Source organism: Roseimicrobium gellanilyticum (genome assembly GCF_003315205.1).
GTDB classification, from domain to species: domain Bacteria; phylum Verrucomicrobiota; class Verrucomicrobiia; order Verrucomicrobiales; family Verrucomicrobiaceae; genus Roseimicrobium; species Roseimicrobium gellanilyticum.
This window is the reverse complement of the sequence record NZ_QNRR01000010.1, coordinates 103,063-121,138: the sequence shown is the minus strand read 5'-3', so window position 1 is coordinate 121,138 and position 18,076 is coordinate 103,063. Positions and strand designations below refer to the sequence as shown.

Annotated in this window: 11 protein-coding genes; 2 read left to right on the top strand and 9 right to left on the bottom strand. The window is 59.6% G+C overall.

Annotation, left to right across the window (positions count from 1 at the left end; translation table 11 throughout):
- Nucleotides 1–192 precede the first annotated feature (192 nt).
- On the top strand, nt 193–375 hold the full coding sequence (locus DES53_RS23875) for a hypothetical protein (protein ID WP_147263576.1): 183 nt from the start codon (nt 193–195) through the stop codon (nt 373–375).
- Between the two features lie 234 nt (nt 376–609).
- On the opposite strand, the gene DES53_RS23870 is transcribed toward DES53_RS23875, so the two are convergent.
- From DES53_RS23870 to DES53_RS23830, 9 genes are all read right to left on the bottom strand, one after another.
- Nucleotides 610–1,011 (bottom strand): hypothetical protein, encoded by a 402-nt coding sequence (locus DES53_RS23870; RefSeq protein ID WP_170157349.1) that lies wholly within the window; start codon nt 1,009–1,011, stop codon nt 610–612.
- 171 nt (nt 1,012–1,182) lie between these two features.
- Nucleotides 1,183–2,232, bottom strand: a complete 1,050-nt coding sequence (locus tag DES53_RS23865) for an ADP-ribosylglycohydrolase family protein (RefSeq protein WP_113960841.1) — start codon at nt 2,230–2,232, stop codon at nt 1,183–1,185.
- Nucleotides 2,216–2,572, bottom strand: coding sequence for a hypothetical protein (locus DES53_RS23860; RefSeq protein WP_113960840.1), 357 nt, complete (start codon nt 2,570–2,572; stop codon nt 2,216–2,218). Before DES53_RS23860 ends, DES53_RS23865 begins: the two co-directional genes overlap by 17 nt.
- Nucleotides 2,569–3,411 (bottom strand): TIGR02452 family protein, encoded by an 843-nt coding sequence (locus DES53_RS23855; RefSeq protein WP_113960839.1) that lies wholly within the window; start codon nt 3,409–3,411, stop codon nt 2,569–2,571. Before DES53_RS23855 ends, DES53_RS23860 begins: the two co-directional genes overlap by 4 nt.
- A 53-nt stretch (nt 3,412–3,464) precedes the next feature.
- On the bottom strand, nt 3,465–3,932 hold the full coding sequence (locus tag DES53_RS23850) for a riboflavin biosynthesis intermediates N-glycosidase (protein ID WP_113960838.1): 468 nt from the start codon (nt 3,930–3,932) through the stop codon (nt 3,465–3,467).
- A gap of 12 nt (nt 3,933–3,944) precedes the next feature.
- Nucleotides 3,945–4,640 (bottom strand): NUDIX hydrolase, encoded by a 696-nt coding sequence (locus DES53_RS23845; RefSeq protein WP_113960837.1) that lies wholly within the window; start codon nt 4,638–4,640, stop codon nt 3,945–3,947.
- 514 nt (nt 4,641–5,154) lie between these two features.
- The gene (locus tag DES53_RS23840) at nt 5,155–6,318 is read right to left on the bottom strand and encodes an aminotransferase class V-fold PLP-dependent enzyme (protein ID WP_113960836.1); all 1,164 of its coding nucleotides are present in this window, start codon (nt 6,316–6,318) and stop codon (nt 5,155–5,157) included.
- 109 nt (nt 6,319–6,427) lie between these two features.
- Nucleotides 6,428–9,589: an efflux RND transporter permease subunit gene (locus DES53_RS23835; RefSeq protein WP_113960835.1), complete on the bottom strand. Its 3,162-nt coding sequence runs from the start codon at nt 9,587–9,589 to the stop codon at nt 6,428–6,430.
- Between the two features lie 4 nt (nt 9,590–9,593).
- Nucleotides 9,594–10,772 carry an efflux RND transporter periplasmic adaptor subunit gene (locus DES53_RS23830; RefSeq protein WP_211325662.1) on the bottom strand — a complete coding sequence of 393 codons (1,179 nt, stop codon included), beginning with the start codon at nt 10,770–10,772 and terminating at the stop codon, nt 9,594–9,596.
- 448 nt (nt 10,773–11,220) lie between these two features.
- On the opposite strand from DES53_RS23830, the gene DES53_RS23825 reads away from it, so the two are divergent.
- Nucleotides 11,221–17,976, top strand: a complete 6,756-nt coding sequence (locus tag DES53_RS23825; protein WP_211325661.1) for an autotransporter-associated beta strand repeat-containing protein — start codon at nt 11,221–11,223, stop codon at nt 17,974–17,976.
- Nucleotides 17,977–18,076: the final 100 nt, after the last annotated feature.

The following is an 18,076-nucleotide window of genomic DNA, read 5'->3' as shown; positions in this document are numbered from 1 at the left end:
CAGGACGGCGCAAAACGAACTATCGATCACGCATGTCGCACGTGATGAGCGCATTAATACCGTCATTTAAGATATTCTGAATTTCTCCAATCGAGTACCAATCAACTTCTGGCATGCGCCTTGCACATGGTTGGGGCACCCAAGCGACTCTCCGCTGAAAAACCCACCGCCCCAAAAAACAGGAGCACTGCCATGAACTCCCCCGTCATCACCTCCACCAACAACCCGACTCTCAAGCTCCCGAAAGGCGACTTCACCCGCGTACCACTCTCGGTGCGTCTGGTGCAGAGCGGCACCCTTACCTCGGGTGCCAGCCTGGTGAGCAGTTTGAACGCCCCTCGCGAGTCCAGTCCACCACGATTTTCGTGGCGCTGACGCCGCGACTCGCCCGCGTTCATCGCGCCGACGCCCCGGTTATGCAGGGCGCGCGCAAGCCGGGCGGGAGACTTCTATCTGCATGGCCCCACCCTTCCCATGCCGAAGCTCTCCCGCCCGGCGCCTATGTTTTTCAGGCAATTCCGCCAAATGAGCTGAAGGCTGCTCGTGTGGTCGGGATGCGATGCACCACCGATGGCGTGGTGCAACATCGCAAGGCGCGTGCGCACCACTTCACCACGTGGGTGCGTTCTTTAAGGCTCCAGCGTAGTCGACCCTCTTGTACATTTCCAATTTATAAAGACCCTCGATAGCAATCGCATTTGGTGAGATGGTGCCCTTGTCGAGATGGTAAAGACCGTCTATCCCGAGTACCTCGAGTTTTATCTCATTTCCGTCGATACAATAGTAACCGACTGCTGTATTCAATGAGAACTCATCACCTTCTGAAGCCGTAGGAAGCCTGCCGGGAATGCCGAGCGCTCGCATCGACACTTGTCCACCCGGCCAGAACCTGAGAAAGAAATAGTGATCGAGGTCGAAATCCGTCCTGTGACTGACGTAGAGTGCGTTGAAATCCGGCAAAATCGTCGCTTTGGTGAAATCGCAGTCCTTGTAGCGCCAGCGGGGCGACACGGGTACCAAGAGCCCTGTCGAGTTCACCTCAACTTTGGGCCAGTATTTCGAAACGCAGCTCGTGAAAGTACCGGTCATCAGGCAGAGCCCGCATAACATCGCGATTTGTTTTACCATTCTCATGCTGGCAAGTGCATAGGCTTCATTCTAACGCGGGAGCACGGCTGCCCTTCATCCCGGCATTAGTCTCCGGAATCCATGTAGCAACACGACACTGAGAAACAAAAGATTTCTCGGAATGACACCCCACACGGCATATCCCACCGAAGACTGGGAATCCTGGTCTGCAACACGTGAGGCCACTTCGCCTAGAACACGGATGCTCCGTGGCCATTCGCAGATGCCAGAGAGCCATTCCTCCGGAATGCCCTGCTCACCGCACTCCATTCCAGCAAGTGCTCCCGCAATGGCAGCCACCGTGTCCGTATCCCCACCGCAGCCAATCACTTCCTGGAGCGTCATTCGGAAATCGCCGCGATGCCGCAGCCAGGCGTAGAGTGCCACGGGCACCGTGCGGTAGATGTAGCCACTGACCTCACGCTTCCCGCCGAGAGATTCGGAGAACGAGGCCACGGGTGATGCACGCGCCAGCTCTGATCGCATCAGCATCATCGCACGCTGCCACTCGTCATCAGGTGAAAGCGTCTGCCAACTATGGAGCAATGTGTCATCGTTCGCCTCGCCACGCACCAAGGCTGCAGCTCCGAATGCCACTGCCAACGCTCCGGCGAGTGCCTTTGGGTCGCGATGCGTCATGATGGTGGATGCCTCCACATAGGCACGCAGGTTGGCCTCATCATTGGCGAATCGTGCCCCGAGAAGCGCAGAGCGCATGGCCGGACCATTGCCCGCTGACCACACACCACTCTTCGCCGGATTCCAACCGAGCCAAAGTTTTATGATGGAGCGCGCGGTGGCAAGCCCCACACCGGCAGGCAGGGCAACAAGCCACCAGCGCAACCGCCTCGCGAGCGCACGTCGGAAAGTTGCCACATCATTACCTGCCTCGATCAGAGACTGGGCAGTGAAGAAGAGATGCTCCGTGTCATCACTCATCATGCCACGGCCAAAGAAGAAGCGATGCTTCAAAGGGCCGGGCCAGCGGCGGGCGATGCGCTTCGCAGACATGCCCTCAGCGGGCAGTCCCAGAGCATCACCCACCGCAGCACCGAGCATGAGTCCGGTGATGCGGTCGCGCGTTTTATCATCCCTCACGACCATAGGACGCAATCAGTTCGATGACGCCGACGATGTGACCGTTGAACTCTTCAAGCTCCTCCGCGGGCACCCAGAGTTCTTCATGCTCCGAGCCACCGACAATCTGCTTCGGGAAGCGCGAACCATAGACCTCATCGACCGCAAAGCACAGCACGTGACCTTCTCCACTGGCGGGCACATTCCAATCACGCGCAATCTGGCGCGCGTAACCTTCGTTGCACACAGGATAGAAGATGGGCTGATCCGGCAGCCGGGGCGGAAAGCGCCGCCAGCCACTGTCAGCAATCAGCTTCAACTCCTCCGGTCCGACGGGACGGTAGAGCGTGATGGTGGGATGGCTCATGAGGATGTCTGTGGAATGACGATATCGAATGCACGACGCACCTCGCCGGATGAGGTGGTGTCATAGATGGCGAACACGAAGCGGGGGAAGACATTTGCAAAGGCTGCACCCTCACGGATGAGATCCGCAAATACGCCAGCCACCATGCGCGGGTCATTGTGGAACACACCACAGCCCCACGCCCCAAGCACGAATGTCTGCACGCCACGCGAAGCTGCGAGTTGCAGCACGCGTTCCGCACGCCGGCGAAGCGTGGGCTCTACCATTGGCAGTTCGTGCGGCTGGTTCTTGGCCACGGCTCCCGCGTTGGGCGCTGGCGCAGTGATCACCGAGGCCAACACCGGCACGTCCAGAAGAGCACCGTCATCATCGCGGAAGAAAGGAACCTCCGGGGACCAGATCATCCAGTCCGTGTAGAGTCCCGAGCGGCAGGCCCGGTTGGTTTCATAGTAGCGCGGCACGGAAGTGAGGCAGGGATACAGTGCGGAAGATCGAGCGAGCGATTCCTCCTGTGCTTGTGAGCCACCCAGGAATCCACCACCGGCATTCTTCGCGCTGGCGAAGTTCAGACAGGCCAGACCTGGTGCGCCCTCGCTCTGCAAGCGGATGAGCGCTTGCAGCGTGGATTCGGAAGTCACCTCAATGACGCTCTTCGCTTCACCTGCTCGCGCGACTTCCAGCACTTCCTCAGGAGAAATGCTCACGGTGCCGCGCACGGACCTGCTGACGGATTCAGCAAGATCCACGACCTTCCCGTTGCTGCTGGTGTATTCACCTTGCTCAACAAGGCGGAGAGTCTCTTCTGCCAGCGAAGCCCTCGCTGACCGTTTGGTAATCATAAAATCGATTGTCTAGTTGTTGGACGCGCGCATGACAGCGCGCGCCTTTTCATTCACTCGTCTGCGACAGACGATGCCTCCAACTGTAACTTCTCCCGCACCTCCATGAGGATGATGCCGAGCATATTCTTTCCGGAACCATCGCCACCGTCGGCCCAGTAGAAATCATTCGCGGTGTGTTCCACCAGCGTGGCATCACCCGTGTTAAGCAGCAGGGCTTTGAGTTCCTTGTCCTGGGTGAACTTGGCCATCACCGCTTCGCGCATGATGTCGTCCTTCACGGATTCCCAGTCCTTCCGGAGTGGACGTTTCCGTGAGCGCCCCATGCGGGCCACCACCATGGGAGACTCCGCCATGCGCAGTTCCTCCTCGTGTTCCGTTCCCGCAAACTTCTGGGCCTGGAAATAGTGCTCCGAGGTACGCCACGTCTTTCCCTTCAGGAAAAGACGGTGCGCGGAAAAATTGGAGAAGGGACCGTATTCGCCCTTCGTGCTGTAAAAATTGATGACGTTCCCGCTCACGGAAGTTTGTTTCTACAGGGCGAAGTGAAATCCGCCCTTCTTGAGTTTTTCATAGCGTCGCGCATCGAACTTCCACAGGGCCGCGGCGCGATGCGCGACATCCTGCTGCACCTCTCCGGTATCGATGAGCAGGTCCATGCTCAGGATCTTCTTCCGGAAATTGCGCTTATCGAGAGTCTGGCCGAGCACGGCCTCATAGACCTGTTGCAGTTGGGTCAGGGTGAATTGCGGTGGCAGCAGTTCAAAGCCCACGGGCTCGTGCTGCATTTTGAGTCGGAGGCGTTGCAGGGCCGTATCCAGAATCACCTTGTGGTCGAAGGCCAGGGAAGGCACATCCTCCACGGAGAACCAGGCAGCGTCCTTCGCATCCGTATCCGCCTTCGGAGGGTGACTCAGGAAGGGTACCAGGGCGAAGTAGGCCACGCTCACCACGTGTTCACGCGGGTCGCGCTTCGGTTCACTGAAGGTCTTGAACTGCTCCAGGTACACCTGTTTCAATCCGGTCTCCTCCTCCAGTTCACGGCGGGCAGCCACATCCGTGTTCTCACCCACCTTCACGAAACCACCCGGCAGCGCCCACTTCCCCTCGAAAGGAGGCAGGGCGCGCTGGATGAGCAGCACGCGCAACTCATGCTCCCCGGCATCGAAGCCGAAGATCACGCAGTCCACCGTGAGAGCGGGGCGCGCATATTGATAGGTGAATGACATGGTGTAAATCTAACACCATGCTTCGTGTGAAATCAACACTAAATCATTTGAGTTGAACTGTGCCACAGATGAAACCGCTCAAGGTGGTTCGTCCTGGAAGGACGTAATAGGGTGTTGGCACGTGGGAGAGACAGTGGCACATCTTCCGCCGTCGCCTCCGGGACGGAACATCGTTGATTCCGAGATCCGGTGGTTCCCGACCTGATTACAGGCCTCCACCACCGGCTACCAGCCAACGTCCCTCCGGGACGAACAGCACACAGTACTGCACGCGCGTGAGGCTACAGCTCAAACCAGGGCATTATAAAAAATGGCATAGCCGATTTCGGGCTTTGATGAGATGCAATTAGAAACACAGCCCAGCGTGGAAGCTTCTGTAACCCGTGGATGTTCCAGTCGCGGATCGACACCCGAGCCCATGACCTCACCCAAGATTTCCCGGTTCGAGCGTCGCTCCGCGACTCAGCTTCCAGATGACCACAGGTTTATGAAAGTGCTCTAATATTCGCACCTGCTATTTCACCTCACCAATCAGCGCGCACACCCGATCGACCTCCGCCTCGGTATTGTAGAAGTGCGGACTGAAGCGCAGGTGGGCCCGACCGGCACGGTTGTGGCGCAGGGAGATGGTCACTTGATGCTTTGCCAAGTGATCGAAGACCTGCTCCAGCGGTGCCCCTCCATCCCGTGTGGCGGTAGTGATGCTGCTGGCATTTTCTCCATTGGTAGGCGGCAACACCTGGAAGCCTAAGGCCTCCAACCGCGGCACAAGATGGGCCTTCAGCTTCAGCAAGCGAGCAGCAACATTCTCAATGCCCACCTCCACCAGCAGGTCCAGCGCTGCGCGCATGCCGTAGATGCCAATCGCATTCGGCACGCCGGGCTCGTAACGCCGTCCACCTTTCTCAAACTCCACCTGATCCTGTGCGATGAAGTTCGGCGACTTCACATTCCACGCGCCAATGAGCGTTGGTCGCAGGACCTCATGCAATGACTCACGCACATAGAAGATACCCGCCGCCATGGGACCGAGCATCCACTTGTGCGCATCCGCGCTGAGGAAGTCCACATGCTCCACGCTGGTGGGAAAGGCGCCCACGGTCTGGATGGCGTCCAGGCAGAAGTAGATGCCGCGACCACGCACCAGTTTGCCAATGGCATCCACATCGATCCGATAGCCCGTGAAGAAGTGGCAAGAGGCCAGTGCCACCATGCGAGTCTTCGGTGTCAGCGCGCGCTCCACAACTTCTGGGGTGATGTGCCCGGGCACGTCCGGTTCAAGAAACTTCAACACCACTCCACGGCGCTGCAGATCCATCCAGGGATAGACATTGGCGGGGTAGTCATCGTGGTAACACACGATCTCATCGCCCGCCTGCCATGGAAGTCCGTTGGCCACCAGACTGAGACCAAGCGAAGTCGGCCCCAGCAGGGCTATCTCGCTGGCCTGCGCACCGATAAGTTTGGCGGCCACGACACGCGTTTCGTTCAGGTGCCTCCAGATTTCCAAGTTCTCCTGCCCACGGGTCGCGCAGATCTCCAGGTAATCCTGCATCGCCTTCACGGAGCGCTGGGGCAGGATGCACACACCACCGTGTGCCATGAAGATGGTGTCCCGCGAGACAGGGAATTCTGCCTGTCTCACGGATTCGTTGGAGAGAATGTCGTCGATGGTCATGCCGAAAACGGTTGGGGAAGGTGCCGTACACCTAGGTACGAACAGTGCATGCACGCACGGCTCACAAAATGCAACGGCACAACGTCTCGACCGCCCGGCTTGCGTCACTTCATGGGTGACTGGCTGGAGCTTGAGTCTCCACGGGAGCTTCGCTCGCGGGTCCGTCCTTCTTCCCGCTGAATCTCCCTACCAGATGGAAGGTCACCGGGATCAGGAAGATGGCCAGGAAACTCGCGGCGAGCATGCCGCCGATCACCACAAAGCCCATGACCTGACGTGACAACCCACCGGCACCACTGGCCATGGCCAAGGGCACGCATCCCAGAATGAAGGCGAAGCTGGTCATGAGGATGGGGCGCAGACGGAGCCTGGCTCCCTCCAGAGCGGCCTCGGTGAGGGAGAGCCCCTGCTCGTGCTTCATCTTGGCGAACTCCACGATGAGAATGGCATTCTTCGCGGCGAGGCCAATGAGCATCACGAGGCCGATTTGGGCATAGATGTTGTTCTCATACCGCCCCACCATGAGTGCTGCAAAAGCACCAAAAACCGCGACAGGCGTACTGAGCAGCACGCTGAAGGGAAGACTCCAGCTCTCATACTGCGCCGCGAGGATCAGGAACACAAAGAGGAAGGACAACGCAAAGATGGCCACGGGCGAGACACCCTCGCTGGCCTTCTTTTCCTGGAAGCTCATGCCCAGGTAGGAGTAGCCCATCTCATTCGGCATCGTCGTGGCAAACACCTCCTCCATGGCCTGCATGGCCTGGCCGGAACTGTAGCCGGGAGCGGCCGTGGCATTGATCTGCGCGCTGCGATAGAGATTGTATCGCATGGTGAACTCCGGTCCGCTGATGAACTCTGCATTGGTAACGGCGCCAAGTGGCACCATGGCCCCATCCTTGTTCTTCACGAAGAATTGCTTCACCTGCTCCGCATTGGCCCGGTAGTCACCCTCCGCTTGCACAAAGACCTGCCACTGGCGGCCGAAGCGGTTGAAGTAATTCACGAAGTAACCTCCCATGAAGGTCTGCAGGGTCTGATACACCGTGGAGAGCTCAATGCCCTGCTTCAGCACTTTTTCCTTGTCCACGTTCATGAACACCTGGGGCACGCCGGGGGAGAAGGTCGTACTCACCGAAGTGAGCTCCTTTCGCTCTCGCGCCGCACCCACAAACTTGCGCACCTGCTCATCCAGAAAGGCAATATCTTTGCCCGAGCGATCCTGCAAAATGAAGGTCACGCCACCGCTGGTGCCGATGCCTGGGATGGCCGGCGGTGAGAAGGCGAAGGCACGCGCTGCGGGAATCCGGGAGAGACTGCCATTCACATGCTTCATGATGGCGCCGTACTTCTCCGAAGGCTCCTTGCGCTCGGACCACTCCTTGAGCGTGACGAAGAACACGCCGCTGTAGGTGACATTCACCCCGCTGAGGAAGTTGTAGCCATTGATTGCGGTCACGTACTTCACCCCCGGAGTGTCCATGAGGATTTTCTCCGCGACCTTCATGGCTTCATCCGTGCGCTGGAGGGAAGCAGCATCCGGCAGCACCACCTGAGCGAAGAAGTAGCCCTGGTCTTCCTCCGGAAGGAAGCTTCCCGGAACCCTCTTCCCAAACAAACCCGCAGCGCCCGCAATCACCGCGAGGAGCACGATCGCGATGATCACCCTTCGCAGCAGATAGCGACACACTGCGACATAGCCGTTGGTGGCTGCGCCAAATCCGCGGTTGAAGAGGTCGAAGAACTTCTGCAGCGGACCCGTGCTCTTCTTCTTTGGCTTGAGGAGCAGTGCAGAGAGTGCGGGAGAGAGAGTCAGTGCGTTGAACGCGGAGATGATCACGGATACCGCAATGGTCACCGCGAACTGCTGGTACAATCGCCCTGTGATGCCGGGAATGAAGGCCGTGGGTATGAACACCGCTGCAAGAATGAGGGCAATCGCAATGACCGGCCCCGTCACCTCCTCCATCGCCTTGAGAGTGGCCTCCTTGGGAGAGAGTCCCTGCTCGATATGATGCTCCACGGCCTCGACCACCACGATGGCATCATCCACGACCAGGCCGATGGCCAGCACGAGGCCGAAGAGCGAGAGGGTATTCACCGTGAACCCGAAGAGCGGGAAGAAGGCGAACGTGGCAATCAAGGATACGGGCACCGCCAACAGGGGAATGAGCGTGGCGCGCCATCCCTGCAGGAAGATGAATACCACGATGATGACCAGCACCAGGGCCTCGAACAGCGTGTGCTGGATTTCCACCATGCCCTCCGTCACCGCGAGCGTGGTATCGAGCGAGACGGTGTATTCCAAATCGTTGGGGAACTTCTCGGACAACTCCTGCATCCGTTTCTTCGCCCCCTCGGCAGCCGCGATGGCGTTTGACCCCGGCAACTGGTAGAGCGCGATGGAAGCCGCGGGCTGGCCATTGAGACGGCTGCTCACGCTGTAGGTCTGCGCTCCGAGCTCAATGCGCGCCACATCCTTCACGCGCAACATGGAGCCATCTGGATTGGCACGGACCACGATGTCACCAAACTCCTCCGGGCTCTGCAATCGTCCCTGGGCGCGCACAGCATAGGTATACTCCTGGCCCAATGGCGCAGGCTCAGCGCCAATCTTGCCCGCTGGGTTCACCGAGTTCTGCGCCTTGATGGCGGAGAGGATTTCCGGAATAGTGATTCCCAGCTTGGCCAGCGTATCCGGCTTCACCCAGATGCGCATGGCATACTGACCCGCGCCGAAGACCGTCACACTTGCAATGCCTGGCACACGCGTGAACTCGTCATTCAGATTGATGTAAGCATAGTTCGCGAGGAAGGTGCCGTCATAGGTTCCCTTCGGCGAATAGAGGGAGAACATGATGAGCGGCGAAGAGGTGGACTTCTGCACCGTCACGCCTGCCGCCGTGACATCCGCGGGAAGTTGCGAGTTCGCCTGGTTGCTCCGCATCTGCGCGAGGATCTGGTCGGTGTTCGCATCCGTGGCCACGTCGAAGTTCACCGTCAGCTTCATGCTGCCGTCATTCGAGTTCGTGGAGTACATGTAGTTCATGTTATCCACGCCGCTCATCTGCTGCTCGATGGGCGTGGCCACCGATTGCTCGATGGTCATGGCATCCGCGCCCGTGTAGGTGGCCTTTACCTGGATCTCCGGCGGTACAATGTCCGGAAACTGCGCCACCGGCAGGCTGAAATACGATGCCAGCCCGACAATGGTCAGGATGATCGAGATGACCATCGCGACGATGGGACGATTGACGAAGAATCTGGCCATCGGGTTACTTGGCGGCGGGTTGGGATGTCGGAGTGGGTGTCGCTGCAGATGCGTCCGCATGCGAGGCGGGCGGCGTCCACGGCTTGGCCGTCACCGGCGCGCCTGCCCTCACTTTCTGAAACCCCTCGACAATCACCGTCTCGCCCTCCTTCAGCCCCTCAGTGATGACCCAATTACTGCCAGTTCGAGGACCAGCCTTCACAGGCCGAATTTCCGCCTTTCCATTCGCACCCACCACGCCAATCTGGTAGGTGCCCTGCACTTCGTTCACTGCGCGCTGGGGGATCACCACGGCCTTCTCCAGCACCTTCGTCTTGATGCGCGCTCGTGCGAAGAGGCCAGGTCGCAAGATGTTGCCGGGGTTGGCTGCCAAGGCCGTGATGACGATGGTTCCGGTGGCACCCTTCACATTGAGATCCACCGCGAGCAGCCGGCCCTTGTGGGGAAAGGGCTTCCCATCGGCGAGGATCAGTTCAATGAATTCCTCCCTTTCATTCAGTGGCTTCGCCAGAGCCTTCTGCAGGTAATCCGCGGCGATGAGGTATTCCGTCTCACTGATCGGGAAGACCAGTTTGATCGGGTCGAGCGTGGACACGGATGTCAGCACCACATTGCTGCCAGTGCCCACGAGGTCGCCCACCTGTGCCTGGGAGATGCCCGCGATGCCATCGACTGGAGCTTCAATTTTGCAGAACTGGACATTCAGCTTCGCCTGCTCCTCGGCGGCTTCCAGCGCCTTGATTTTCGCCAACTGGCTTTCGTTCGCCTGGCGTGAGTTGAAGAGGTCGCGCTCGGAAACCGCCTTGTCCTTGAAGAGCTTGGTATCCCGCTCCACCTCCGCCGCCGCGGCCACCTGCATCGCCTTCACTTGGGCGAGTTGGTTTCGCGCCTCCGCAAGCGCGGCTTCGAACGGCCTCGGGTCAATCTCAAAGAGCACCTCCCCTTTTTTCACCACGGCTCCTTCCTGGTAGTTTCGTTTCACGAGGTAGCCGGTGACGCGCGCGCGAATCTCGGCATTCTCCGAGCCATCGAGCGTGCCAACCCACTCGCGGAAGACGGGCACATCCTGCGTGGAGGCGGTCAACACAAGCACCTCCGGAGGCGCGGTGGGTGGCGGGGCTTCGTTACGATCACATGCCGCGAGCAGCATCGTCAAGCCCACGGACAATGAAAGGCGCGACATCGACTTCATAAGATTGCGAGGTCAAGATTTCTGAAGCGAAAAGCTCCGCAAGGATCGATCCGCTTGGGAATTTCGGCGAGAGGCAATGGATTCAAAAGTACCCATCATCCAGCAGGCCGACATGCGTCACGCTTCCCGGGGACGAGTAATTTCTCTTTAATACCGTGTACCATGCTCCTGAAAATGCCGCCATCAGGAAGTGCGAATGAGGCACCGTTTCTGCAAACCGTCTCCACAGAGTGGTTTCCGGTACCTCTGAGTGGCTTCGGGCAAAAAGATCCCATTTCATGTCACTCACCCTCATGGACCGACAATGAGAGGGAGACACGCCTTCCCATTCCTTGACGAAGTCTTTACAAATGTTCACCGGTGTCCTCCGTGATGCTCGGAGATGATGCCAATCTGGCATCGAACGGAACCCCCTGCCCATCGGTCAACTCATCCCGCCATGAAACCGCGTCTCCTCCGCCTGCTAGCCCTTTCCAGCGCCCTTGGTTTTGCCATTCCCGTCACTGCCGAGAATGAGAATGAAATTGGATTCATCGAGCGCTTCGCCCTCGCGGCGGACCGGGAGAAGGTCCTCGCCGAGCTCGTGCCCGGCACTGAGGACTTTTACTTCTACCACGCGCTGCACTACCAGAACTCCCGCAACGCAGCGAAGTTCTCTGACATCATGGCGCAGTGGAAGAAGCGCTTCCCGGATGACACGCATCTGCGGGAGATGATTGAGAACCGCGAGGCGCTGCTCAGCTACGACGCGAATCCACAGGCCACCATCGCCTACATCAAGCGGAAGCTCGACATCCGCCACGACCACCAGCAGGAAGTGCGCGACCGCAAACCGGATCTGCCCACCGCGCTGGATGCACAATTCATTGCACGGAAAGTCTTCCTGGCAGACGCCCTGATCAATGACAACGGACTGCAGGGCCTGTCCCAGGTCGAACTCGAAACGCTGATTCGCGACAACACCACGCTTTCCCCTGCCCAGGCGCGCGCGCTGCTGGCCAAGCTCCAGCGGCCGGATGTGGCGAATCTGGTGGAGTTCATCGCCCGTGAACTGCGTTCCCAGAACTCCAGCGGTTTCGGAGCTTTCAACATCCACCGCCAGCTTCTTCCGGAGCAACTCACGCAGCTCGCCCAACAGGTGCCCAAGCTCTCCTCAAACGATGCCTACGTGCGCGCCATGCTGCGGAAGCTCGCACCGTCCGCGGATGTGGACCTCACCTATGACGATGCCGAACGCGAAGCGTGGCTCGACCGTGCGTGGGCCTATGTGAAGACACTGCCTTCAGCTTTCAACAGCCTGAAGGCACAGGTCATCTACCAACGACTGGACCACGACCGGAAGAAGGGCGTGTATGATCGTGAGCGCTTCATTGAATATCTCAAGCTGCCGCGCCAGCAGCATTATGTGCGGGAGGAGATGCTGGAGCGCGCTGCGGAAGCACAGGTGCCCATGGCAAATCTCCATGCAAACTATGCCGATGCGCTGCTGGGCCGCCCGCCCATCGTGGAAGATGAGCCCCTGGTGCGGGAATACTTCCTGGAGCTCTTCGTGCGCAACGCCGCGACAAGCAACGAAGTGGAAGCCGCCCTCTCACCCTACACGGAATATGTGCGCGCCGCATGGCTGAAGCCCGTCTTCGCGGAAGCCATGGTGCTCGCCGGGCAGGGCAGTCCGGAGCGCTGGGCCTCTCTGCTTTCACCGCAGGCCTTCCAGGCGCTGAAGGATCGTGTCGACATCCTCTTCCCCAGTACGAACACCGTCTTCTTCCGCCCCGGAGATGAAGTAAAGTTCGATGTGACGCTGAAGAACACCCCCCAGCTCATCGTGAAGATCTATGAGCTGAATACACTGAACTTCTTCCAGACGCAGGGTCGCCAGCTCAATACGGACCTGAATCTCGATGGTCTGGTGGCGAACAAGGAACAGACGCACACGTACGAGAACGGCCCCTTCAAGCGCTCGCGGCAAACCTTCACCTTCGACGAACTGCGCGGGAAGCGCGGCGCGTGGGTGATTGAGTTCATCGGCGGTGGTCGCAGCAGCCGTGCTCTCGTGCGCGTAGGCCAGTGGCAGGTGCTGGAGCAGCCCGGCCCCACAGGCACGCTGCTTCTGGTGCTGGATGAAAATGGCAATCCTGTAAAGGATGCCGTGGCCTGGGTGGATGGCCGCAAACTCACGCGGGATGAAAAGCTGGAGCGCATCATCGTGCCCTTCACGAACCAGCCGCAGCGGAAGAGTCTGATCGTAAGTGATGCTGCGGGCACCTTCGCCACCTTCACCCAATTCACACATCAGGCGGAGAACTACCACCTCGACGCACAGTTCCACATTGAGAGGGAACAATTGCTGGCCCGTCGTGAAGCCACCCTGGCGGTTCGTGTAGCCCTGATGCTGGGAAATACCCACCTCGCACCAGAACTGCTGAAGAAGCCCAAGCTTCTCATCACCTCCACCACGCAGGACGGCATCTCCACCACGCGAGAGGTGAAGGATCTCAAGCTCAGCGCCGGCAGCGTGCTGCTGCACAACATCAGCGTGCCGGAGCGTCTTGCGAAGCTGAACGTCACCCTCGCGGGTGAAATAGAAATCCTGAGCAATGGCGGCGAGAAGCGCCCCTACTCCGCCAGTCACTCGTGGGATCTCAACGGCATGGACACCACGGATGCCACCAACGACGGGCATCTTTCAAAGTTCGGCGATGGCTATGAGTACGAGCTCCTTGGAAAGAACGGCGAGGTGACCGCAGATCAGCAGATTGTCTTCACCTTCCGTCGCAAAGGTTTCAATCGACCCATCACCATCCCGCTGCGCACGGATGAAAAGGGCCGTGTAGCACTCGGCACACTGGAGGGCATCTCGTCCGTGGGCGCGAAGTCTCCCAATGGCCGCCAGAGCTCCTGGTCACTGGATGATGCGGAGCGCACGTGGTCTTCCGTGGTGAACGCGAAGTCGGGAGAGGTCGTGCGCATTCCTGCGCCTGTTGGATTCGTGGATGGCGGAGCTTCGCTGCTGGCCACCCGTGCCGGCACCTTCGTCTCGAATGAATCCGAAAAAATGACGCTGCGCGATGGCTTCCTCGTCATCGAAGGACTCACTCCCGGCGACTACTCGCTGCGTCTGCGCACGGAGAACCGGGACATCGCCATCAAGGTCACCGATGGCAAGCCGATGGGAGGCTGGCTCCTCGGCAAGAACCGTCTGCTGGAACTGCGCGGCACCGCCCCCCTGCAGATCACGTCACTGCAGACGGACAACGAGTTCGTCACCGTGAAGCTGGCCAATCACTCGCCCTTCACGCGTGTGCACATCGGCGCGACACGGTTCGAGTCGGGTCGCAGCATCTTCCATGAGCTTGGCAGATTTGCCCGCTTCGGAGCGTCCGAGGGCCGCCCCGCCAAGCTTCCCAATCTGTATGCGGCTGGTCGTGAAATTGGTGATGAATATCGCTACATCCTGGAGCGCCGCTATGCGAAGCTCTTCCCGGGGAACATGCTCACACGTCCCGGCCTTCTGCTGAATCCCTGGGCCATCCAGGACACAAGCCTGGAAGACCTCGCCCAGCGTGGTGGTGAAGCGGCTGGTCAGACGCGCGGTGGCGCGGCTGGAGCCATGAGCGCGGCGAAAGCTGAATCGCCCCCCGCTCCTCCACCTCCCGCAGGCGGCACCGATTCCACCAACATCGACTTCCTCGCGAATACAGCGCCGGTGATCTACAACCTCCTGCCGGACAAGGACGGCGTGGTGCGCATCGCACGCAAGGAGCTGGGCGATCGCCAGCAGATTCAGGTATACGCCGAAGATCTCGAGAACGCCGTGTGGCAGAAGCTCTCGCTTCCTGAGGCTGGCACCAAGTTCGCCGACCAACGTCTGGTACGGAATCTCGATCCTGCGAAACCCTTCACGCAGCGTCGTGAGGTTACGGTACTGCAAAATGGAAAGGCACTCACCCTTGGTGACATCCTCACCAGTGAGATGGAGACGTATGACACGCTCGGTGGTGTGTATTCACTGTTCACCACATTGAGCAGTGACGAAAAGCTGGGCGAGTTTGCGTGGATTCTAGACTGGCCGAAGATGAAGGATGAGGAGAAGCGCGCGAAGTACAGCGAGTTCGCCTGCCATGAACTGAGCTTCTTCCTCGCAAAGAAGGACCAGGCATTCTTTAACACGGTCATCAAACCGTACCTCGCAAGCAAGAAGGACAAGACCTTCATGGATGACTTCCTGCTAGGACTGGACCTCAAGAAGTACCTGGAACCCTGGTCCTATGGACGCCTCAATACGGTGGAGCGCAGCCTACTGGCCCAGCGCATCGACGGTGAAGGCCTCAACACTGCACGCCATCTCAAGGAGCTATGGGAGATGATTCCGCCAAATCCGGATGAACAGGATCGCCTTTTTGAAACGGCGCTGCGTGGGCGCGTGCTGGAAGACACAGAGGGCCGGGGGCTGGTAGCGCTGGGATTGAGCGACGAGAAGCGCAAGGTGGAGGCTGAGGCAGCGAAGAACGTGCCCAAGCCCATGGCCATGTCGGCTCCTGCCACTGCCACGCCTGCCCCTGCACCCATGGCTCCAGCGGACAGCTTTGCCGTCGCTGAGAGCCCACCGGTGGGTGGAACTCGTGGCCGGCTGGGGGCAATCGCCGGACGGGAAATGCAACGTTCCCTGACGACCGGAGACATGGCCGTGCTCGCGGAGGCGACCGACAAGGACATGGAAGCTCTGCCCGAGCTACAGGTCGAGCGTTCCGAGGCGAAGAAAAGGGAGCACGCAATGGGAGGTGTGGTGCTGGGCGCCGGCGCTATCGTGAAGGCCGGCAATGGCTACATGACCCTGGATGGCACCAACACCTACACCGGTGGCACGACCATCACTGCAGGCACGCTCGCCTACTTCGGCAACGATGAGGCAGCGAAGATTCGCCTGCAGTTCCGCGCCATGTACCGTGCGCTCGGACCCACGAAGGAATGGGCGGAGAACAACTACTACAAGCTGCGTATCGAAGAGCAGATTGCCGACCTCGTGCCGGTGAATGCCTTCTGGCGTGACTATGCCGCCTGGGTGGCTTCCGGTTCCAAGGGTCCCTTCGTTTCCACCGAAGTGGCAGAGTCCCACCGGAACTTTACCGAGATGATGCTCGCACTCGCGGTGCTGGATCTTCCTTTCGATGCGCCCAAGCACCTGACGAAGTCGGAGAACGGCCAGTTCACCCTGACCGCCGCCGGTCCCGTCATTGTGTATCACAAGGAGATCAAGCCCGCGACCGAGAGCCGCAAGGCCGTGCCTGCCGTGGCACCGGGGCCGGAAGGTATCGCTCCCGGCACCGCATTCACGCCGGATCTGCTCGTGTCCCAAGTGTTCTTCCGTCATGGTGACCGCTATCGCCAAGTGGGCAATGAGCAGTTCGAGAAGTATGTGACCGCCGAGTTCCTCACGGGCGCGGTGTATGGTGCGAACGTGGTGGTGACGAATCCCACCAGCTCTCCCGCGAAAGCGGAGGTGCTGCTGCAGATTCCCCAGGGCTCACTGCCGGTGGCAGGCAGCAAGGCCACGAACTCCCGCCGCGTGCAGCTTGCCCCGTACACCACGCAAACCTTCGAGTACTACTTCTACTTCCCGGCAACTCCTGCCGCAGGCACGAAGTTCGCCCACTTCCCGGTGAGCGTGGCCGTCAGTGGTAATGTGGCCGGCACGGCGAAGGCCTTTGAATTCCCCGTGGTGGCAAAGCTCACCCAGGTGGACAAGGCTTCATGGGACTATGTCTCCCAGGAAGCGAGCGATGCGGACACACTGGCCTTCATCGCGCAGAACAACATTGAGACCCTGCCTCTGGAGCGCATTGCCTGGCGCTGCAAGAAGCCGGACTTCTACCGCCAGCTCGTGAAGGTAATGGCCCAGCGCCATGTGTGGAATGACACCATTGGCACCTATTCCCTGCTACATAATGATACACCCTCCCTGCGGGAGTGGCTGAAGCACCGCGATGACTTCACGGACCATTGCGGCGCCTATCTTGCCACGAAGCTGGTGCTGCTGGATCCCATCGAGCGGCACGACTATGAGCATCTGGAATACAGCCCTCTGATCAATCAGCGCGCGCACCGCGTGGGAAATGAGTGGCGCATCGCCAACCCCATGGTGCTGGATCAATACGATACCCTCCTGGGCGTGCTCTCACAGAAGCCGCAGCTCGATGCCATCGACTCCATGAGCGTGGTGTATTACCTCTTCCTGCAGGATCGGGTGGAGGAGGCGCTCGCCCGGTTCAAGACCATCGATGCCAATGCTCTGCCCACAAAGCTGCAGCATGATTACTTCCGCTGCTACGCCGCCTTCTACGAGGGGAACCTCGGCGAGGCACGCACGCTGGCCACGAAGTATGCCGACCACTCGGTCAACCGTTGGAAGAATCTCTTCGCCGAGGTCACCTCCCAGCTTGATGAAATCGAGGGCCGCGACGCGAAGCCGGGCGACAAGGACAAGCCGGACCGCGAGAAGCAGCAGGGAGAGCTGGCCGCCACGGAGCCGGGCTTCGATTTCAAGGTGGAGAACCGCACCATCTCCCTGAACTGGCAGAACCTGGGTGAAGTGGTGGTGAACTACTACCTCATGGACCCCGAATTCAGCTTCAGCAGCAGCCCGTTTGTGAGCCAGGACGCGAGCCGGTTCAGCATCATCAAGCCGAACCTCACCGCCACCCAGGCCCTGCCTGCCGGCGCCACCACCGTGGACGTGCCGCTGCCCGCACAGTTCGCCAAGGCGAACGTGCTGGTGGAAATCGTGGGCGCCGGCCAGCGCAAGGCCAAGCCCTACCATGCCAACACCCTGAAGCTCGCCGTCACGGAAAACTACGGCCGTCTGGAGACCCGCGATTCCAGCACGGACAAGCCCGTGTCCAAGGCGTATGTCAAAGTGTACGCCCGTCTCAATGACGGCACCGTACGCTTCTTCAAGGATGGCTACACGGACCTGCGCGGACGCTTCGACTACGCGAGCCTGAACAGCAGCGCCGAAAACGTCCCCGTGCCGCCTCCGGTGCCCCTGCCACGCTCCGGTTCCCATTCTCCGAGCAACGGACTGGACCACCAGATGTTGAAACCCTCTGAGCTGGGTCAGGTGCAAAAGCTGGCCCTGCTCATCCTGAGCGACACCCACGGCGCGACCACTCGCGAAGTCGACCCTCCCCAGCAGTGAAATAAATCGAATCTTTAAATCAGCAAAAAATCGCGTTCGGTTGTCACAAGTCGCGTCATTTCCACATCCACTGTGCGCCCGCCCCCGTCTCAGACAGGGG